Origin of the sequence: Antarctobacter heliothermus (assembly GCF_002237555.1) — a bacterium.
Taxonomy (GTDB): domain Bacteria; phylum Pseudomonadota; class Alphaproteobacteria; order Rhodobacterales; family Rhodobacteraceae; genus Antarctobacter; species Antarctobacter heliothermus_B.
In genome coordinates, this window is the sequence record NZ_CP022540.1 from 3,846,670 (window position 1) to 3,867,139 (window position 20,470).

Here is a 20,470-nt window from a genome sequence, read left to right on the forward strand (position 1 = left end):
CTGTCCGACCGGATCAGACCGGCAGCGCGGCCAGCGCCACCCGCCGCCCCTCGCTCAACAGGACGTTGTAGGTGCGGCAGGCCGAAGGCGAGTTCATCGCGTCCACGCCCAGCCCCGCCTCTTCCAGCTGCGCGCGCAGACCGGCGGGCAGATGCGCCGTTTCGGCCCCCGTGCCGATGAACAGGACATCCACCGTCCCCGCCATGCTCAGCAGCGTCTCGACATCGTCCAACCCGCCCCAATCGGCGCGGCCCCGGTCCCAGACCAGCAGCGGCCCCTCATGGGCCACCCCGCCAACGCGGAAAAAGCCCGGGCCGTAGCCATCTACCGGCACGGCGTTGGTATAGGTGATCTCATTCAGTCGCATGGCCCTCTCCTACCCCCAAACCGGCAAGCCAGACAAGGCCGCCAGCGCGATCAGCACATAGGCCGCCGCGCGATACAGTCTCTCTTGTTCCGGTTGAAACAGATAGCCACCCAGCACGTTGCCCAGTACATTCGGCACCGCCAGAACCAGACCCAGCGCCGCGCCCGACGCTGTGACCCGGCCCATGCCCGTCATGTACCCCACGATGAGGATGTCGAAAAAGACCAGAAACAGCAGGATTGTCGCGCGGATCACCGCCACCGGCAGCGGCCGTGACATGTAGAACAGGATGACGACCGGACCGGGAATACCTGCAACGCCGCCCAGCAGCCCCGCAGCCGCCCCAATGCCCGCGACCATTCCGCGCCGCACCGTTCCGCGATAGCGCAGGCCCAGCAGCAACACCGCCACCATGCCCAGCGACACAAAGCTGACAGCGTAGCGAAACACCTCAGGCTCGACCCGCGTCAACATCCACAGGCCGACAGGCAAGGCCAGCGCACAGCCCGTCAGCAGACGCCACAGATCCGATTTCTCGACCGATCCCCAAGCCTGCCGCAGATTGGGCAGCGGCCCGAAGAGATCCATGATGGTCAGGGCAAGGATGGCCCCAAATGGGCCCAAAATCGGTGCGGCCACGGGCAAAAACACCATGGCCGTACCAAAGCCGGAAAAGCCACGCACCAGACCGCCCAGAAATGCTGCGGCGATCAGCCAGCCCAGCCCCTCCGGGGCCAGGCTGAATAAGTCAGGCATCAATATCGCCGAACTGGTTTCCGGTGGTGTCCACCGGCTTGGACCAGTCGCGCTTGACGCCCAGACGCAACAGGATGGTCGAGGCCACAAAGATCGACGAATAGGTGCCCACGATCACGCCCCAGATCATCGCAAAGACAAAGCCGCGGATCACGTCGCCACCCAGCACAAACAGCGCGATCAGCGCCAACAGCGTGGTGACAGAGGTCATGAACGTCCGGCTGAGCGTCTCGTTGATCGACGGGTTCAGCACGTCTTTCAATGTCAGCGACTTGAACTTGATCAGGTTCTCACGCACCCGGTCAAACACCACCACCGTATCGTTCAGCGAATAGCCCACGATGGTCAGCAAGGCCGCGATGATCGCCAGATCGAACCGGATCTGAAGCTCGGAGAAGATGCCGATGGTCAGCACCACGTCATGCACCAACGCCACCACTGCGCCCACGGCGAACTGCCATTCAAAGCGCAGCCAGACATAGATCAGCACCGCCCCGATGGCCAAGGTCACCGCGATGGCGGCCGTTCGGATCAATTCGCCCGACACCTTGGGCCCCACCGATTCGACCGAGACGAACTTGATGTCCGTCGCCACCTCGGCCAATGCCAGACGCGCCTCTTCGATCAAATCGGTGCTGACGGCCTCTTCGCCGTCCTGAGCGCCGATGCGGACCATGGCGACGTTCTGATCGTCCCGAAAGTTCGGATCGAACACCTCAGAGATCACCACATCGCCCAACTCCAGCGCGCCAAGAGCGGCGCGATAGGCTGCCACGTCGACAACTTGTGTGCTTTCGGTGCGGATGGTCGTACCGCCGCGAAAGTCGATGCCATAGTTCAGGCCGCGCAGGCCAAAACTTGCCAGCGCCAGCACGATCATGATCGCGGAAATGCCAAGCCATAGCGCCGGGCGAGAGAAGAAATCGAACTTTGTCTGTTCGGGAACCAGTTTCAGGCGCATGTCAGGACGAGCCCCCTTTATACTTCGATGGTTTTCGGACGGCGGCGCTCAAACCAGATGATGATCAAGAGCCGCGTGACAAAGATCGCCGTAAAGACAGAGGTCAGAATGCCAAAGCCCAGCGTGATGGCAAAGCCGCGCACCGGACCAGAGCCCATGACATACAGGATCACCGCCGTGATAAAGGTGGTGATGTTCGCGTCGACGATCGCAGACAGCGCCTTTTCATAACCCAGTTCGATCGCCCGCGCAGGCCCCTTGGCGGTGCGCAGTTCTTCGCGGATTCGTTCGAACACCAGCACGTTGGCGTCAACGGCCATACCCACGGTCAAGACGATCCCCGCGATGCCCGGCAAGGTCAGCGTGGCCCCGATCAGCGACAGCAGGCCAAAGATCAGCGCGATGTTGAGGATCAGCGCGATATTGGCAAAGATCCCGAACAAGCCATAGCTGAGCGCCATGAACACCAGCACCGCGACAAAGGCCACCATCGTGGCGATCTTGCCCGCGTCGATGCTGTCCTGCCCCAGTTCCGGGCCGATTGTGCGTTCTTCAAGGAACACCATCTTGGCAGGCAGCGCGCCCGCGCGCAGCAGAACCGCCAGATGGGTCGATTCCTCGACCGTAAAGTTACCGGTGATGATGCCCGATCCGCCGGGAATATGGCTTTGGATGACCGGGGCGCTGATCACCTCGTTGTCCAGCACGATGGCAAACGGAGAGCCGATGTTGTTGGCTGTATAGTCGCCGAACTTGCGCGCGCCTGACGGGTTGAAGTTGAAATTCACCGCCGGGCGGCCGTTCTGGTCAAAGGCGGGCTGCGCGTTGGTCAGTTCCTCACCTGTGACCACAGGGGCCTGTTCGAGGACATAAAACACGCCTTCATCGTCCAGCGCAGGCACCAGTTCATTACCCGCACCCGGGCGTTCGCTGGCATCCGTGGTCCGGCTGATGACCGGCTGAAAGGTCAGCTGCGCGGTTGTGCCGATGATGGCCTTGAGTTCCGCGGCCGATCCAATGCCGGGCACCTGAATCAGGATACGGTCATAGCCTTGTCTCTGGATCGTTGGTTCGCGCGTTCCGACCTCGTCGATACGGCGGCGAATGATCTCAAGGCTTTGCTGCATGGTGCGGTTGTCCATGGCCTGCTGTTCGGCCTCGGACAGGGACACGACGATCACGTCGTCCTCGCCCCGCACAACAATGTCGGTGGACCCGGCCCCCGTCAGCGAGACAACCGGCTGCGCCAATCCGCGCACCAGTTCCATCGCCCGGTCAATGCCGCCGGCTTCTGAAATCTTGACCCGCAGTTCACCCTTAGTGGCAGAAGGTTGCAGGCGAATGGTGCCCACAGTGTCGCGCGCATCGCGCAGCACATCCCGCACTTCGGGCCAAAGCGCCTCCATGCGGGCCTCGTAGACTTCTACTACCTGAACCTCGGCCAACAGATGCGCGCCGCCGCGCAGGTCCAGCCCAAGGTTCACTAGCCCCGAAGGCAGGAACGACGGCCAAGTGGCCGCCGCGTCCCGATTTTCGGTTGTGTCGAATCCTGCATCAATCGCCTTTACGGCGTCATTGTGGGTTTCCACCCGGTTGTAAAAGACGTTTGGCGTGGCAAGGATCAGGCCGACCGCGACGGTCATCCAGATCAGCACGCGTTTCCAGAGATCGACCTGCAGCATCCGGGATCAGCTTTCTGCTGGTTCAGTTTTCGACAGAACCTGCGCGATGGTCGCCTTGACCACACGGACTTTGACGCCCTCGGCGATCTCGACTTCGATTTCCTTGTCGTCCTTGACCTTGACGACCTTGCCGATCAACCCGCCCTGGGTCACGACCTGATCACCGCGGCGAACCGCCGCGACCATGTTCTGATGCTGCTTCATCTTCTTTTGCTGCGGGCGGATCAGCAAAAAATACATGATCGCGAAGATCAGGATGAGCGGAAGAAATTGGCCGATTGCGCTTGCGTCCATTTGGGATGCTCCTGTTGAATTAAGACGGGGCACCCCCCGCGAAAGCTGGCCGGAACCTATGCGCGGCGCTGGTCAGATGCAAGGCGGGGCAGAGCCATGAACCGCATTGACGGAAAGGTGACTTTGTCGCGGCAGGATACGGTGCAGAAACAGGCCCGGGATCACGCGGGCGATTGCCCGCTGGCATAAGCCGGATCGGAACAGACGATGCTCAAGACCATTCCAACCCTTGGACACAGGATTGCTCTGACGCTTGGTGGCCTCTGGCTGGCGCTGTGCCAACCCGATCCAGCGCGGGCCGAGGATGAACCCGCCATCGGGCGGCTCAACACCGCAGGCTATCGCACCTCCGAGATGTGCACCGCCACGCTGATCGCCCCCGACCGCGCGCTGACCGCCGCCCATTGCGTCACCCGGCCAGAGGATGGCTATCTCAAACGCCTCACCGACATGGTCTTTGTCGCGGGCTGGAACGGCAGCAGCCACAGCGGCGCGTCCCGGATCAAGGCGGTGCATGTGCATCCAAAGGCGTTTTCAGGCGGTCAGTTCGACCTGCGCCACGACATCGCCGTCGTTGACCTGAACGAACCGCTTGCCCCCGCGCCGCTGCCCATCGGCTCCATCGCCCTGCCCGGCCCGCTGACGTTGATGGGATATCGCCGTTCACGGCCCCACCGGCTGACGGTCACACCACTGTGCTACGGGACCGAAACTAGCAGCATCTGGCGCATCGCCTGCCGGGTCGAACCGGGGCAAAGCGGCGGCCCGGTGCTGATTGGGAACGGCGCAGCCCGCCGCATCGTTGGCGTCATCGTCGCCGTCACCCGCGACGAAGAGGCGCTGGTTGTGCCTGTGGACGACTGGCTGCGGCGACAAATTGCGCCAACCCGTTGAGCGCGCGCCCAAAGACCCGCCGCCCCTCTACCGTCCTGCGGTAAGATCGGGCATAACCGGCCCGACTCAACTGACCTTTGGAGTGAAGTGATGCACGACATCCGCGCCATTCGCGAAAATCCTGCCGCATGGGATGCGGCCCTCTCGCGCCGTGGGCTGGAACCGATGTCGCCATCCGTGCTGGACCTCGACGCCGCCCGCCGCGCAGCGATCACCGCCGCCGAGGTGGCACAGGCCGAACAGAACCGCGCCTCCAAAGAGGTCGGGAAGGCCAAGGCCAGCGGTGATGAGGCCGAATTTGAACGGCTGCGCGCCCTCGTCGGTCAGAAAAAGGCCGAAGTGGCCGAGATGCAGGACAAGGCCAAGACGCTGGACAGCCAGCTGACTGACTTGCTCATGGGCATCCCCAACCTGCCGCACCCGGATGTGCCCGACGGCGCGGACGAGGATGACAATGTCGAGATCCACCGCTGGGGCACGCCCCGCACCTTCGATTTCGCCCCCAAAGAGCACTACGACCTCGACGGTGTGAAACCGGGCATGGACTTTGAGACCGCCGCCAAACTGTCCGGCGCGCGTTTTGTCGTGTTGTCCGGCGCCGTGGCCCGCATCCACCGCGCGCTGGCGCAGTTCATGCTCGACACCCATGTCGAGGACAACGGCCTGACAGAGACATGGACCCCGGTCCTTGTCCGCCCGGAAATGATGTATGGCACCGGCCAACTACCGAAATTCGGCGAAGACAGCTATGAGACCACCAACGGCTGGTGGCTGATCCCCACCTCCGAGGTGACGCTCACGAATATCGTCAACGGCCTCGTGGTCGAAGAGGGCTATTTGCCCCGCCGCTACGTCGCCCATTCGCAATGCTTCCGGTCCGAGGCAGGCAGCGCCGGCCGCGACACCGCCGGGATGCTGCGCCAGCACCAGTTCGAAAAGGTCGAGATGGTCTCGATCACCAAACCCGAAAACAGCCTTGCGGAACACGACCGAATGACCGGCTGCGCACAGGGTATCCTTGAACGGCTGGGCCTGCCCTACCGCACCGTCGCGCTGTGCACCGGCGACATGGGCTTTGGCGCGCAACGCACCCATGACATCGAGGTGTGGCTGCCGGGTCAGAACTCCTACCGTGAGATCAGCTCTGTGTCGGTCTGCGGTGACTTTCAGGCGCGGCGCATGAATGCCCGCTTCAAACCCACCGAAGGCGGCAAGCCGGAGTTTGTCCACACCCTGAACGGATCGGGGCTGGCCGTGGGCCGGTGCCTGATCGCGGTGCTGGAAAACGGCCAGCAGGCGGATGGATCGGTCGACCTGCCAGAGGTTCTGCACCCCTATCTGCGTGGCCGCACCCGCCTGACTGCGGAGGGTACTCTGGTATGAGTCGACTCTGGGCCCTCCTCTGCCTGCTTGCGGCGGTCAGTTTTGCGGCCTCGCCCTGGCTCGCCCCCGGTTTCAACGGCTTCGAGCCGTCGCAATTCCCTGTGCCGCTTGAGGATCCGCCGGTGCAGCCCGCCGGATATGCCTTTGCAATCTGGGGCCTGATCTATGTCTGGTTGATCGTCGGCACAGGCTTTGGCCTGCTCCGACGCGGCGACGACATCGATTGGGCGCCAATGCGGAAACCGCTGTTTGTCAGCCTTGCAGTGGGCACGACTTGGCTGCCGGTGGCACAGCTGTCCCCGGTGTTGGCCACTGTGCTGATCTGGATCATGCTGGCCAGCGCGCTGGTCGCGCTCAGCCGGGTCGGCGATACCGACCGCTGGCTGCAAGAGGGGCCAGTTGCGGTCTACGCCGGATGGCTGACGGCGGCCTCTTGTGTGGCGCTTGGCGTTCTGATCGGCGGCTATGGCTGGATGCCGCCCACCCCGGCGGCGCTGCTGTCGCTGGCATTGTGCATGGCGCTGTCGGTGACAGTCCAATACCGTCTGCACCGCGCCCCGGAATACGGCATCACCGTGATCTGGGCCTTGGTGGGTGTGGTGGTCGCCAATTGGCAGCCGTTCAACGCCGCAGTCACCTTGCTGGCGCTGGTGGCCATGATCGCCATCCTCGGCGTGCGCGCCACCGATACAGAGTAACAGAACAACGCTGAACACGCGCGCGAGCGCGATTTTAATCTAGGTCATTATCCACGAAAGGTTTTATGATGCGCGCCCTTCTACTCTCTGCCTGCCTGCTTGCTACACCGTTGATCGCTCAGGAAAACCTGAACCACGAAGGCAGCGTCGGCATTGCGGGTCGTTACACCGTCGAGGGAATCAACCCAGACCGTTCCGCCTACAACGGCACACTGGAGATGACACAGGACGGCGACCTGTATCGGATCGTCTGGACGATCGCCGGTCAGCGCTACACTGGCCAAGGCAGGCTAGAGGGCCGTGTGCTGACCATCAACTGGGACGGAGACAGCACCCCGGTGGTCTATGTCGTGATGCCGAATGGCGCGCTGCACGGCACATGGTCCGATGGCTATGCGCTGGAACGGTTGCAGCCACAGCGCTAGGGCTGTTTGCCACCAATTCGGGCTGTTCTGCGATGCCACATCCCGGATTGGCGAAAGACGGTTTTGCGCACTGAGCCACCCGGTTACTTCAGCGCCTCAATCGTGATGCCCTGTTCAAGCTTTAGCAATTGGGCGTCCCGCAGTCCCTCCCAGTCATCAGCATTTGCGCCGCCTTGGCGCAACGCCGGGGCTGTTAATCCCATTGGTGTCAAATCTTCAGCCTGAAGGATCAACATCTCTTGGCGGGGGGCGTCCTCTGGCACATAGGCAAATCGTGACCAAATATAATCTTTGGGCACGGGGAAACCTCGTTCGTTCGCAAAGCTGTAGTAGCGTCCTGAATCTGTCCCCGGCAAGCCGTTGGGAACCAGCCAGTGACGACGGGCCGGATCAGCATCCACATAGAAATCCAAAGGTCCGATGCGTATCGCTCGCGGCGCTGCGGAATAATCGTAAGCTCCCTCAATTTCAGGCAGTATCGATTCAAATTGAACGTTGATCAGGGATCGTGTTGTGCCATCCGGATGCGACGCCGCAAATATGTATTGTTCGGCTTCAACCGTGCCATAGAGAATAAATCTATGGGCACCTAGATATTCATACTCTGGTGGAAAAGTGATGCGCGCTGATGGATGCTCATAAGACGTAAGCGTGTTGCCGTCGACAGTGCGCTTCAAACCTTCCATGCTCGCTTCTGACGTGAACCGCCCGGGATGGCTATAATTGATCTTGTAGATGGCGTAGCCAACGGCACCTGCAATCCCAAGAGCAAAGAGAGCCGTGGATATAAAAATCCACTTTTTCACTATCCTGCCCCTACTCATTAAAATCTCGCCGTCCGGCACGGTGGAACTAGTGACCATCTCCGCGGTATTCAATCCACAGGGCGGCCAGTGTGCAGCCGTGGTCCTGCCAAGTTTGCGGCCTTATTGCGGGCCGGAACTCTCAACTCGTGCACACAACAGACACGGGGGGGAGAGGAGCAGACAGAACGGCAGCTTCGTTCATCTATCTGACCTTGCCATTTGCCGTGATAAAGGCCCGATCAGGGTCACAAAAGCATGACGTTCAAGTCAGTATCGCGCGACGGTCCACCCTCAGGCCGACACCCGCGCTGATCCTCAATCGTTAACAGAGTGTCAAAACGCCTCTGTAACCCATTGATTTGCAACAGGCGACAGGCTGTCCACATGTGGACAGACCAAATTCCCCCGCCTCAGTCCTTCTTCGCCTGCAGCTTGCCCAGGTGCTTTTTCAAAGCGCCCGCATTCCGCTTTTTGCGGCCTTTGTAGGGGTTCTTGTCCCCCTGCCCGCGCATGGTCAGACGGATCGGCGTGCCCGGCATGTCAAAGTCTTCCCGCAAGGCATTCACAAGGTATCGCGAATAACTCTCGGGCAGCTTGTCGGGATGCGAACACATCACCACAAACCCGGGCGGCCGCGTCTTTGCCTGCGTCATGTAGCGCAGCTTGATCCGGCGGCCCTGCGGCGCGGGGGGCGGATGCCTCTGCACCATACCCTCAAGCCAGCGGTTCAGCTGCGCCGTCGGCACGCGCCGGTTCCAGACCTCATAGGCCTTCATCACCGCCGCTTGCAGTTTATCCAGCCCCTTGCCCGTCCGGGCCGAGATCGTCACCAAAGGCGCGCCCCGCAGTTGCGGCAGCACATGCTCAAACTGCTCGCGCAGCCAGCGCAGCTTGTCCTGCTTTTCGTCCTCGATGTCCCACTTGTTCACCGCAACCACAACCGCACGGCCCTCACGCTCGGCCAGATCGGCGATCTTGAGGTCTTGAGTCTCGAACGGAATGGCCGCGTCCAGCAGGACCACAACAACCTCAGCGAATTTCACCGCCCGGATGCCGTCGGACACCGATAGTTTCTCCAGCTTTTCCTGAACCTTTGCGCGCCGCCGCATCCCGGCGGTGTCAAAGACACGGACGGGCACACCGCCCCAGTCCATCTGAACAGAAATCGCGTCACGGGTGATCCCCGCCTCCGGTCCGGTCAGCAACCGGTCTTCGCCCAGAATCGCATTGACCAGCGTCGACTTGCCCGCGTTGGGACGTCCGACAACCGCCACCTGCAGCGGTTTGTCCCGGGTCGGCGCGCGAACAACATCTTCGCCCTCTTCCGCCTCTTCGTCCGTCAGAACGATCTCGGTTTCCGGCGCTTCGGACAGGGCACGGGCCTCGAACTCTTCCGACAGGGGCAACAGCATCGAATACAGATCGTGCATGCCCTCACCATGTTCTGCCGAGAGGCGCACAGGCTCACCCAGACCCAGCGCATAGGCCTCGATCACGCCAGAATCCGCTGCCGATCCTTCGCCCTTGTTGGCGGCAAGGATCACATGCTTCGCCCGCTTGCGCAGGATCTCGGCAAAGACCTGATCGTCCGGCAGGACACCGGCGCGCGCGTCGATCATAAACAGGCAGACATCAGCCTCATCGACCGCACGTTCGGTCAGCCGACGCATCCGCGCGGGCAGCGACTCGTCGGTCTCATTTTCCAGACCGGCGGTGTCGATCACGGTGAATCGCAGATCCACCAGCCGCGCCTCCCCTTCACGCAGGTCGCGGGTCACGCCCGGCTGGTCATCAACCAGTGCAAGACGCCGCCCCACAAGGCGGTTGAACAGGGTCGACTTGCCCACATTGGGGCGGCCGACAATGGCAAGTGAGAAGGACATGGAGTGGCTCCGAAGATCAAGAGCGCGGCTTAACGCATTTTCCAGCCCAGTGAAAGAGGCACCGTCACGCCCCAGCACGCATCGTTGCGCCCGGTTCAGACAAACGTCGTACGGCAGACAACATCAGAGGCCGCTCGACGCCCCGACCGAAGGCCAAAGTCACTTGGCCGAGACACACGGCGCACGCCGCAAGCGCGCACCTTTGAGTTACAGGTCAGCGAAAGGCGTGCAATACACCCTTGCGAGAAACGACATACAGCGTGCCTCCGGCCACCACCGGGCGGGTCGTGGCCCCACCGGGAATGGCAACTTCCTGCACCAATGCGCCATCCGCCGGGTTGAAGGCACGAATTTTCCCATCCGTACTGGCCACGATCAACCGCCCACCAGCCAGAACCGGCCCGTGGTTGGCAAATGACCCGTCGCGCCGACGGTTCGGATTGCGCTTGGGCTCATAGCCCGGCAGATCGCGTTTCCATATTTCTTGCCCGGTGTCGCTGTCCAGCCGCACCAGTTCATTAAGATCGGTCACAAAGAACACCGAATCGCCCGCCGGCCACATCGGGCCGAGCGCGCCGTGTTTCGCGGTCCACAACCGTTCGCCATTGTAGATCGACAGCGCCACAGAGCGACCCGCGTGGTTGGCCGCATAAACGCGATCCCCCGAGATCACCGGATCGCCGGTCACATCGTTGATACCCGCAATGGTGAACCCGTTGCGCCGACCTAGCAGTTCGGCATTCCAAACCCGCAGCCCCCCCTGACGGAACGCGCCAGAGACCGCGCCGGTGCCAAAGGCAAAGACCACATATTTATCGTTGACCGCAGGCGCAGGGGCCCCGGCAATGTTATTGAAATTGTCACCGCTGTCGAATTGCCAGCGCACCCGACCATCACCCGCCTCGATCGCCCAGGCGGTGCTGTCGCCCGAAATTACATAGACCAGGCCGTCTCGATAGCTGGGCGCGCCGGTGGCGGTGTTGTTCAGATCCTGTTCCCACAGCATCTGGCCGCTGGCCGGGTCCAGAGCGGTCAGCATTCCAAAACCGGAAGAAACAAACAGCTTTCCATCGCCATAGGCCAGACCGCCGCCTTGCCCCTCGGGGGCCTTGTCCCGTTGCGGGACAAGCGCCTTGCTCCACAGTGCCTGACCAGCGGTCGAGGTCGCGCGCACCTGATGGTTCGCGTCCATGGTGAAGATCCGTCCGCCCGCCACTATGGGGTCGGCGTTAAGCCGGGTCTTGCGCCCGTCGCCCGCGCCGATCGGCACAGAAAACAGCGGCGAAAGCGCCGCGCCAAGCGACGCATTGGTGATCCGCACATGGGGGGATACCGGGCTTTGCGCCCAGTCGGCATTTGTCACTGTTGCAGGGGCCGAAAAGCTACGCGCCTGCGGACCTGCGGCCTCAGCCGGCGTGCCCTCTTCGGCGTAGTTGCCGCTAAGCACATCGCGGACGTTCAGCCGGTCACCCGGCAGGATCGGCTCGCGTTCAGCGCAACTGGCCAGCGCAAGCGCGGCCAGCGGGAACAGCAGAGAGGTCTTGCGCAGCATTCAAATGCCCCTTTCGTCACCTGCCGGGGTCCGACCCCCGGTCAAGAGCACCGCACGGTCGCGGGCTCAGTTGGCCGGGGCGTCCCCGCCCAGTGCCACAATCAGTTGCGAAGCGCGTCGGCGCAAGCCCTGCGTTGCTTCGCTGTCCTCGGCCAGTGCTTGCAGGCGCGTCAATGCCGCCTCAAGCGCACCCGTCTCGATCTCGATCAAGGCCAGTTGTTCCTCGGCCAACAGGCGCAGCGGCTGACCGGGAACGGCCAGCGCCTCTAGTCCTGTGCGGCGCTCGTCCACGGACAGGACACCTGCGCCCCGGGTCAACGCCTTGTAGCTGGCGATCTGGCGGTAGATCGCCGGGATCTCTGAGTTCGCGGCCACGGCTTGCAGGCGGGCAACGGCCTCTGCATCGTTGTCGTCCCCGGCCTCTTCTGCGGCTGTCAGCAGGGCAAGCACCGCTGCGCCACCCGTCGTCGGGGCATCGACCTTGGCCAACGCCTCGATCCGCGAGGCGGCGTCTTCGCCCTCCAGCGCGGTCAGAATGCCGTCACCAAATACCTGGGCGCGCGCCTCTTCCGACGCAATGCGATACTCGCGGTACGCGGTGCCGCCGACGATCAAAAGCACGATCACCACGCCAACCCAGCCCCACTTGCGCAGCGTCGCAAACAAACGGTCGCGTTTGACCTCTTCGGTCACTTCGTCGATGAAACTGTCAGCGTCGCTCAAGCGGGGCCCCTCCGGTCGGTTTTCCCTCTCTTACATGCCCCGTCGCGCAGTGCCAAGGCGCGATGGTGTCCGCGCACTTATGCTCCGTCCAGTCATGACCAGACTGGCGAATGTGCGCGCGGGACACATTTCTTCGCTGAAATCACATCCAAATGTCGAACTATTGACGAAAAACCGACGTTATCGCGTGAAAAAGCCAGAGGTATGCTTGAAGCAATTCATGCAGCATCTTAAAACCTAAACTGAACGGTTCAGGTTGAGTCATTCGGGCGACCGGAGAATTGCGTGACCAAATGGTGTCGCGAAGAAGAAGAATTATGAGTGCGTAGGGCACCTTGCCTCGCGTATCGGGGGGACCAAGAAAATGCGCATCATGTCGATCCTGACGGCCTGCGTCGTTGCTGCGGTGCTGTATGCCGTCGTGTTGGAGAGGGACCGGCTGATCGGGTTCGCCCGCGCGGTTGCGCCAGCCGCACTGGCAGGTGAGCCGGGCGCCGCAGACCCGAACCCTGCAACCTCCGATCCCGTCCCAGCCCCGTCCCCAGTTGCAGAGAGTGCCGAAGATAGTGCCCTCCTGCTAGGCGCAGTGCGGGTGATGGCGCGCCAATCGACCGCGCAGGTGGTCGACAGTGCCGTTATCCTTCGCGGTGAGACAGAAGCCGTCCGCCAGGTCGAGGTCCGCGCCGAAACCAACGGCAAGATCGTGTCGGAGCCGCTGCGCAAAGGCGCGCTGGTCGAGGCGGGTCAACTGCTGTGCGAGATTGACCCCGGCACCCGCGATGTGTCCTTGCAAGAGGCGATGGCCCGATTGGCCGAGGCAAATGCCCGCCTCCCGGAAGCGAACGCCCGGCTCGCCGAAGCCAAGGCGCAGGTGCCCGCCGCCAAGGCCCGCATCCTTGAGGCAGAGGCCGCTGTGCCCGCCGCCGAGGCGCAGCTGGCTGAGGCCCGCGCCGGTGTTCCCGCCGCCGAAGCGCGCCTGATCGAGGCCAAGGCGCGAATCCCCGAATCCGAGGCCCGTCTGGCCGAGGCCAAGGCCAAAGTCCCCGAGGCGCAAGCCCGCCTTGAGGAGGCGCTGGCCCGCATCCCCGAGGCCGAGGCGCGCATCGCCGAGGCCGAAGCCAAGCTGCCCGAATCCGAGGCTCGCCTGCAAGAGGCGCTGGCCCGTGTCCCCGAGGCCGAAGCGCGGCTGGCAGAGGCCGAGGCGGGTGTGCCCGCCGCCGAGGCGCGGCTGGCAGAGGCGCGCGCGCGTGTCCCTGAATCCGAGGCGCGTCTGGCAGAGGCCAAAGCCAAGTTGCCTGAGGCCGAAGCCCGCCTTGAAGAGGCACAGGCCCGCGTTCCAGAGGCCGAAGCACGACTGGCAGAGGCCAAGGCCCGCGTCCCCGAGGCCGCCGCCCGTCTGGACGAGGCGGAAAGTCGCGTCCCCGAGGCAGAGGCCCGACTGGCCGAGGCCAAGGCGCAACTGCCCGCCTCCGAGGCCCGCCTCAAGGAGGCGCTGGCACAGGTGCCCGCCGCCGAGGCGCGGCTGGCCGAGGCCTTGGCACAGGTGCCCGCGTCCGAGGCCCGTCTGACAGAGGCCCGCGCCCGCATCAACGAGGCCGAAATCACCCTGCGCGCCTCTGAGGAACTGGCCCGCGATGGCTTTGCCGCCCAGACGCGTCTGGCCGGGTCGCAGGCCGCCTTTGAATCGGCCAAGGCGCAGGAACAAGCCGCATTGGCGGGCCTCAAGACAGCGGCCACCGCTATCGAGGCGGCGAAATCGCAACTTGAAGGCGCGCGCGCCGGGGTCGAGGCCGCGCGCGGCGCAGTGCAGACGGCACTTGCGGCGATCCGCTCTGCCGAAAGCCAGATCAACAACGCAAAGGCAGGCGTGCAATCGGCCAAGACTCAAATCGAAAACGCCAAGGCCGGCATCCAGACGGCCGAGGCGCAGATCGTCAACGCCCGCGCCGGGGTTCAGGCCGCGCGCAGTCAGGTCCAGACGGCCAAGGCCGGAATCAAGGCCGCCGAAAGCCAGATCCAGAACGCCTTGGCAGGGGTAAAAACCGGCACTAGCCAGCTTGAGACTGCCCGTGCCGCCATTCAGTCCGCCAAAAGCCAGATCCGAAATGCCACCGCCGGGGTCCAAACCGCGCGCGGGCAGATCGTTTCGGCCAAGGCGCAGATCCAGTCGGCGCAAACCCAGATCCGCAACGCAGAGGCCGGAGTCACTACTGCGCGCAGCCAGATCGAAACCGCCAAAGCCGGGGTTCAGGCCGCCGAAAGCCAGATCCAGAACGCGCTTGCCGGCATCCAGACCGCCGAGAGCCAGCTTCAGGGTGCAAAGGCCGCTGTATCCTCGGCCTTGTCGGGGGTCGAGGGGGCAAAGGCTGCGGTGATCTCTGCCAAATCGCAACTCGAGGGGGCCGAGGCAGGTGTGCAATCCGCCCGGACTGGCGGCGAAAGCGCGCTGGCCGCGATACAGTCCGCCGAGGCCGGCGTCGCCGCCGCGCGCAAGGAAATCGAGCGTCTCAAGATCCACGCGCCCTTTGCCGGGTTGCTGGAAACCGACACGGCGGAACTGGGCGCGCTGATGCAGCCGGGGTCGGCCTGTGCCACGGTCATCCAGATCAACCCAATGAAGTTTGTGGGCTACGTTCCCGAAACTACCGTTGCCCGCGTCAAGCCGGGCGCTCTGGCGGGCGCGCGTCTGACCAACGGACGGACAGTCGAGGGCAAGGTCAGTTTTGTCTCACGCAGTGCCGATCCCACGACCCGCACCTTTGCTGTCGAGCTGTTGGTAGAAAATGCCGATCTGTCGATCCGCGACGGTGAAACCGCCGAAATCGCCATCGAGGCAGAGGGGGCAAAGGCGCACCTTCTGGCGCAATCCACGCTGACCCTGAACGACGAAGGCAAGCTGGGGGTGCGAACCGTGACGGCGGATGACAGCGTCCAGTGGATGGACATCTCTATCCTGCGTGACACCCGCGAGGGCGTCTGGATCACCGGGCTGCCGGACGAAATCAACGTGATCACCGTGGGTCAGGAATACGTCACCAATGGCGTGCGCGTCGTCCCAAGCTATGAGGACGTGCTGCAATGACCGGCATCATCGACTGGGCCGCAGAACGCGCCCGAATGATCGTCGCCTTTATCATTCTGGGTCTTGTGGCCGGGACATACGCCTATCTGTCCTTGCCCAAGGAAGGCGAGCCCGACATCGAGATTCCGGCGCTGTTCGTCTCGGTTCCATTTCCCGGCATTTCCGCCACGGACGCGGAAAAGCTGTTGGTCAAACCGATGGAAACGGAGCTGTCCGATCTTGACGGGTTGAAGGCGATGACCGCCACAGCAGCCGAAGGGTATGCCGGACTGGCGCTGGAATTCGAATTTGGTTGGGACAAGACAAAGATCATCGCCGACGTCCGCGACGGGATGAACAACGCAGAGGGGAACTTTCCCGTCGGGGCCGAGAAATACTCGATCAACGAAATCAACTTTTCCGAATTCCCGATCCTGATCGTCAACCTGTCTGGCCCGGTGCCAGAACGCACGCTGACGCAGGTGGCCAAAGACCTGCAAGACCGCGTCGAGGGGCTGGATTCCGTGCTGGAGGCCGGTGTTGCCGGCAGCCGCGACGAAATGCTGGAGGTGGTGATCGACCCGCTGCGGCTGGAAAGCTACAACGTCACCGCCGATGAGCTGATCCGCGTGGTTCAGAACAACAACCAGTTGATTGCGGCAGGCGAGGTCGAGACGGACAACGGCACGTTTTCAGTCAAAATCCCGTCCAGCTTTGACGAGCCGCGCGACGTTTATGATCTGCCGGTCAAGGTCAATGGAGACCGGGTGGTCACGCTGGGCGAGCTTGCCACGATCAACCTGACCTTTGAGGACCGCAAGGGCACCGCGCGGTTCAATGGAGACCAGACGGTTGCGTTGCAGGTGGTCAAGCGTAAGGGCTTCAACATCATCGACACCGTGACGCAAGTGCAAGAGGTGATCGATACGGCGCAGGAAAACTGGCCGCCAGAGCTGCGCGCCGTGCTGGACGTGGGAACCTCCAACGACCAAAGCCGACAGGTCGCCAGCATGGTGGGCCAGCTGGAGGGATCGGTTCTGACCGCGATTGCACTGGTGATGATCGTTGTACTTGCCTCGCTTGGTCTACGCCCTGCCCTGTTGGTGGGCTTTGCCATTCCGACCAGCTTCATGTTGTGTTTCGTGTTGCTGGCACTGATGGGCGTGACGATTTCGAACATCGTGATGTTCGGCCTCATTCTAGCGGTGGGCATGCTGGTCGACAGTGCTGTTGTGGTGGTCGAATACGCGGACAAACGCATCTCAGAAGGCACCGGCCCAATGCATGCCTATGTCGAGGCGGCGCACCGGATGTTCTGGCCGGTGGTCTCGTCGACAGCGACCACGCTTTGTGCCTTTTTGCCAATGCTGTTCTGGCCCGGTGTCGCGGGTGAATTCATGGGGATGTTGCCGGTCACACTGATCTTTGTCCTGCTGGCGTCGCTGGTGGTGGCGCTGATCTATCTGCCGGTCATGGGCGGCGTGTCGGGGCGGTTTTCGCGCAATGTCCACCGGGCGGGCAACTGGCTGCGTGCGCGCCTACACTGGAGCCTGCGCATCCTGCTGGTGCCGCTGGCCTTGCTGGGCCTTTTTGTCGGCGCGATGATGGTGCTGAACCCCTCCTATCTGGTCCAGACCGATGCCACCGGCTGGGGCGCACGCGTTCCCGGCGTCTTGGTCTTCGTGTTGTTTGCGGTGATCGCTTCGGTGGTGATGGATGCGGCTGAACTGCGCCGCCCGCCCCGCCGCATCGAGGGTCGGAACCGTCGGTCGCTGTTCGGGCATTTCACCAAGTTCATCGCCGGCAATCCGATCATGCCGCTGGTGACGGTCGCTGCCGTGATGTTCCTCGTGGTCAACGTCTTCACCTACTATGGTGAGAACAACAACGGCGTGGATTTCTTTGTCGAAAGTGAGCCGGAACAGGCCATCGTCTACGTCCGCGCACGCGGCAATCTGGGCCTTGCCGAAAAGGACGCATTGGTTCGGCGGGCCGAGGAAATCGTGCTGAACCACCCCGGCATCCTCAATGCCTTTTCCTTTGCAGGCGAAGGCGGTCTGGACAATAACACCGGCGGCGCCGCCGCCCCCAAGGACACCATCGGGCAGGTCCAGTTCGAAACCATTCCTTGGGAGGGCCGGCCGGCCTATGCCCGCGAAACTGGCGTGCCGCTGGCGCAGCTGGACGGCGACGTGATCCTGGACGATCTGACTCGCAAACTGGAAAGCATCCCCGGCATCGAAATCGAGATCCTCGCACAGGCGCGCGGACCGGCCAGCGCAAAACCCGTTCATTTGAGGATCAAAGGAGACGATTGGGACGCCCTGTTGGGCGCCGCCGGTACGGTGCGCGCCAAATTCGGGGAAACGCCGGGTCTGACCCTGATCGAAGACACCCGCCCCCTGCCCGGCATCGACTGGGAAATCGACGTTGACGTGGAAAAGGCCGGTCGCTACGGGGCCGATGTGGCCACCGTGGGCGCGATGGTGCAACTGGTGACGCGTGGTGTGCTGCTGGACAGCTATACCCCCGACGGATCGGACGAAGAGATCGAAATCCGCGTCCGCCTGCCAGAAAGCGACCGCGTTCTGTCAACGCTGGACAGCCTCAAGGTGCGCACCGCAGACGGACTGGTCCCGCTTAGCAATTTTATCACCCGAGAGCCGGTCGCCAAGCTGGCCGAGATCGAGCGCATTGATCAAAAGCGGTATTTCGACGTTAAGGCGGGTGTGCGCGAAAAGCTGATGGAAATCGGCTGGGACGTGACCTCGACCGCACCGGACGGCACCGAAACAACCACCTTTGAGCCACTCCTGACCGGAATCGAGATGGACCCGGAAACGCAGGACGTGTCGACGGCGGAATGGGAACGCGACTTTGGCCGGTCCTCGGGCTTTTACGAATGGCTGCTGGGGCCGAACCATCGGTATTTCGACGATGTACGCTGGCTGACCGATCTGTCCCCGGCTGAAATTGATGCTGCACTGAAGGAAGAGGGTCACGCCCCGTTAAAGGCGGTGCCAGTGACTGGTCCCGAACGGATCGAGGTGCTGACCGCCTGGCTGGATACCAACCCGCTGCCAAGCGGCATCGAGTGGGAATGGACCGGCGATCAGGAGGATCAAGAGGAATCGCAGGCCTTTTTGCAGTCGGCCTTTGGCGGCGCGCTGTTCTTGATGTTCATTATCCTGCTGGCGCAGTTCAACAGCTTTTACAACGCTGTGCTGGTTCTATTGGCGGTGGTCATGTCGACCACAGGCGTGCTGATCGGGATGCTGGTGATGGATCAGTATTTCAGTGTCATCATGACGGGCACAGGGATTGTGGCGCTGGCCGGGATTGTGGTGAACAACAACATTGTCCTGATCGACACTTATCAGGACTACTCGCGTTACATGCCCCGGATCGAGGCGATTGTGCGCACGGCGCAGGACCGGTTGCGGCCAGTGCTGCTAACCACCATCACGACGATGGCGGGCCTGACGCCGATGATGCTGGGTCTCAGCCTTGATTTCTTTGGCGGTGGCTATTCCATCGACAGCCCGACGGCGCTGTGGTGGAAGAACCTTGCCACAGCAGTGGTCTTTGGGCTGGGCATTGCCACAGTGCTGACGCTGGTCTTTACGCCCGCCATGCTGGCGATCCGGGTCTGGTTCACCACCTACGTCGAATGGTTCGCCCGACTGCTGGCTCGGCTGAGTTACGGTCGTGGCAGCCGGGCGGCACGCGACTGGGCGCTGAACCGTGCCGCCAAGCGGGTGCAATCGCCGGAAATCCTGTGGGAAGAAGATCCTTCCGGCCCGATGGACGTATCGCCGGACCTGCGCGCCGCGGAATGATCGGCCAACCCGGTCAGCGGTTCACGATCTCTCGGTCTTTGTCCTGCATGCTGGCGTAGAAGTCAGACAGCTTGCGCCCCCGTTCGGGGCGGAAGCGGCCGGCATCGGTCATCCGGGCAATGCGGTCGAGGCGGAACATGCGGAAATCCTCGCGCAGTTCACACCAACTGACCAAGGTCCAGGCAGGCGCCCAGAACCATAGCCCCAAGGGGCGGACAACACGCAGCGTCTCGGCCCCGGCCTCATCGCAGTAGGCCAGTTCCAATCGTTCGCTCTGTTCGACGGCCTGTTCGATCCGGTCGATTCGTTCGCGCAATTCCGGCGCAACACCAAGACCCAGAGAGTGCACATGCACCGCGCGGGCCCGGGCGCGCGCGGCTGCGGGCAGGATCGCGTCTATTTTGGCCAACGCTTCTTCGGCGGCCCGCGCCATGGCCGCCCCACCCCAAGCCTGCACCAACCGCGCGCCCGCCACCAAGGCGACGATCTCATCGCTGTCGAACATCAGCGGCGGCAGGTCAAACCCCTCTTGCATGACATAGCCAAACCCCGCCTCACCGTCGATCGGAACCCCGGTGGATTGCAGATCGGCAATGTCGCGGTAGATGGTGCGCCGCGACACTTCCAGCTTTTCAGCCAATGCCGCAGCGGTGGTGCGCCGACCGCCCCTAAGGGCCTGAACGATCTGAAACAGACGGTCGGCGCGGCGCATCAGCGGCTCTCAAACAGGCCGATGGAATTGCCATCCAGATCCAAACCGTAAAAGAACCGGCCCGGCGGGATGTCAATCACCGGCGAGACAACCTTACCCCCCGCCTTTTCAACGCGGGCCATGGCCTCTTCGGCCGTTCCGGGAATGGCAAGGTGGATGGTCGGACCGGAACCGTCCCCGGCGGGCTTGCCCGGATAAAGATGCAACGCGACGCCGGTTTTCGGGTCCTTCGGACGGAACATCACAACCGGATTTGGTCCGGTGCTGTCCTCTTCCAGCGCTGCGTCGGTGACGGCAACGTAAAATGCCATGGACTTCTCCATGTCCGTAACCGGAATTTCGGCCCAGACGGTGAAATGCTCAGGTGCGTAGGTCATCGTGTCCAACTCCTTGGGTAATCGATAACACCCTTCTCGCACACCCCTGCTGACAGC

The 20,470-nt window shown here is 62.7% G+C and carries 17 protein-coding genes; 6 read left to right on the forward strand and 11 right to left on the reverse strand.

All coding sequences use genetic code 11. The annotated features are described in order from the left end of the window. Positions 1–13 precede the first annotated feature (13 nt). From ANTHELSMS3_RS18210 to yajC, 5 genes are read right to left on the reverse strand one after another with little or no spacing between them, the layout of a single operon-like run. Positions 14–367 carry an Mth938-like domain-containing protein gene (locus tag ANTHELSMS3_RS18210; RefSeq protein ID WP_094036122.1) on the reverse strand — a complete coding sequence of 118 codons (354 nt, stop codon included), beginning with the start codon at positions 365–367 and terminating at the stop codon, positions 14–16. 9 nt (positions 368–376) lie between these two features. After that, positions 377–1,123, reverse strand: coding sequence for a sulfite exporter TauE/SafE family protein (locus ANTHELSMS3_RS18215; RefSeq protein WP_094036123.1), 747 nt, complete (start codon positions 1,121–1,123; stop codon positions 377–379). Continuing rightward, a complete protein-coding gene (secF, locus tag ANTHELSMS3_RS18220) occupies positions 1,116–2,084 on the reverse strand; it encodes a protein translocase subunit SecF (protein WP_094036124.1) in 969 nt (322 codons plus the stop codon). Before secF ends, ANTHELSMS3_RS18215 begins: the two co-directional genes overlap by 8 nt. A gap of 17 nt (positions 2,085–2,101) precedes the next feature. Continuing rightward, positions 2,102–3,766 carry a protein translocase subunit SecD gene (gene secD, locus ANTHELSMS3_RS18225; protein ID WP_094036125.1) on the reverse strand — a complete coding sequence of 555 codons (1,665 nt, stop codon included), beginning with the start codon at positions 3,764–3,766 and terminating at the stop codon, positions 2,102–2,104. A gap of 6 nt (positions 3,767–3,772) precedes the next feature. Then, a complete protein-coding gene (gene yajC, locus ANTHELSMS3_RS18230) occupies positions 3,773–4,060 on the reverse strand; it encodes a preprotein translocase subunit YajC (RefSeq protein ID WP_094036126.1) in 288 nt (95 codons plus the stop codon). Between the two features lie 207 nt (positions 4,061–4,267). Between yajC and ANTHELSMS3_RS18235 the strand changes: the two genes are divergently transcribed. From ANTHELSMS3_RS18235 to lfb1, 4 genes are all read left to right on the forward strand, one after another. Then, positions 4,268–4,954: a trypsin-like serine peptidase gene (locus tag ANTHELSMS3_RS18235; RefSeq protein ID WP_094036127.1), complete on the forward strand. Its 687-nt coding sequence runs from the start codon at positions 4,268–4,270 to the stop codon at positions 4,952–4,954. Positions 4,955–5,044: 90 nt separating this feature from the next. Further along, a complete protein-coding gene (serS, locus tag ANTHELSMS3_RS18240) occupies positions 5,045–6,337 on the forward strand; it encodes a serine--tRNA ligase (protein WP_094036128.1) in 1,293 nt (430 codons plus the stop codon). Continuing rightward, the gene (locus ANTHELSMS3_RS18245; protein ID WP_094036129.1) at positions 6,334–7,035 is read left to right on the forward strand and encodes a hypothetical protein; all 702 of its coding nucleotides are present in this window, start codon (positions 6,334–6,336) and stop codon (positions 7,033–7,035) included. The genes serS and ANTHELSMS3_RS18245 overlap by 4 nt, the downstream gene beginning before the upstream one ends. A gap of 65 nt (positions 7,036–7,100) precedes the next feature. After that, the gene (gene lfb1, locus ANTHELSMS3_RS18250; protein WP_094036130.1) at positions 7,101–7,460 is read left to right on the forward strand and encodes an LIC10280 family protein; all 360 of its coding nucleotides are present in this window, start codon (positions 7,101–7,103) and stop codon (positions 7,458–7,460) included. 83 nt (positions 7,461–7,543) lie between these two features. Here the strand turns inward: lfb1 and ANTHELSMS3_RS18255 are convergent, their stop codons facing one another. From ANTHELSMS3_RS18255 to ANTHELSMS3_RS18270, 4 genes are all read right to left on the reverse strand, one after another. After that, positions 7,544–8,266 (reverse strand): hypothetical protein, encoded by a 723-nt coding sequence (locus ANTHELSMS3_RS18255; protein WP_094036131.1) that lies wholly within the window; start codon positions 8,264–8,266, stop codon positions 7,544–7,546. A gap of 410 nt (positions 8,267–8,676) precedes the next feature. Then, the gene (der, locus tag ANTHELSMS3_RS18260; protein ID WP_094036132.1) at positions 8,677–10,149 is read right to left on the reverse strand and encodes a ribosome biogenesis GTPase Der; all 1,473 of its coding nucleotides are present in this window, start codon (positions 10,147–10,149) and stop codon (positions 8,677–8,679) included. A gap of 214 nt (positions 10,150–10,363) precedes the next feature. Further along, entirely contained in the window at positions 10,364–11,701 is a 1,338-nt protein-coding gene (locus ANTHELSMS3_RS18265) for a PQQ-like beta-propeller repeat protein (RefSeq protein WP_094036133.1), read from the reverse strand. Between the two features lie 66 nt (positions 11,702–11,767). Continuing rightward, a complete protein-coding gene (locus ANTHELSMS3_RS18270; protein ID WP_094036134.1) occupies positions 11,768–12,424 on the reverse strand; it encodes a hypothetical protein in 657 nt (218 codons plus the stop codon). Between the two features lie 364 nt (positions 12,425–12,788). Here ANTHELSMS3_RS18270 and ANTHELSMS3_RS18275 point away from each other — a divergent pair, with 364 nt between their 5' ends. Together ANTHELSMS3_RS18275 and ANTHELSMS3_RS18280 are read left to right on the forward strand one after the other, a co-directional pair. Continuing rightward, on the forward strand, positions 12,789–15,506 hold the full coding sequence (locus tag ANTHELSMS3_RS18275; protein WP_094036135.1) for an efflux RND transporter periplasmic adaptor subunit: 2,718 nt from the start codon (positions 12,789–12,791) through the stop codon (positions 15,504–15,506). Continuing rightward, positions 15,503–19,324: an efflux RND transporter permease subunit gene (locus ANTHELSMS3_RS18280; RefSeq protein WP_094036136.1), complete on the forward strand. Its 3,822-nt coding sequence runs from the start codon at positions 15,503–15,505 to the stop codon at positions 19,322–19,324. Before ANTHELSMS3_RS18275 ends, ANTHELSMS3_RS18280 begins: the two co-directional genes overlap by 4 nt. 13 nt (positions 19,325–19,337) lie before the next feature. Here the strand turns inward: ANTHELSMS3_RS18280 and ANTHELSMS3_RS18285 are convergent, their stop codons facing one another. Beyond that, entirely contained in the window at positions 19,338–20,036 is a 699-nt protein-coding gene (locus tag ANTHELSMS3_RS18285; RefSeq protein ID WP_094036137.1) for a helix-turn-helix transcriptional regulator, read from the reverse strand. Beyond that, positions 20,036–20,413, reverse strand: a complete 378-nt coding sequence (locus ANTHELSMS3_RS18290) for a VOC family protein (protein WP_094036138.1) — start codon at positions 20,411–20,413, stop codon at positions 20,036–20,038. Before ANTHELSMS3_RS18290 ends, ANTHELSMS3_RS18285 begins: the two co-directional genes overlap by 1 nt. Positions 20,414–20,470: the final 57 nt, after the last annotated feature.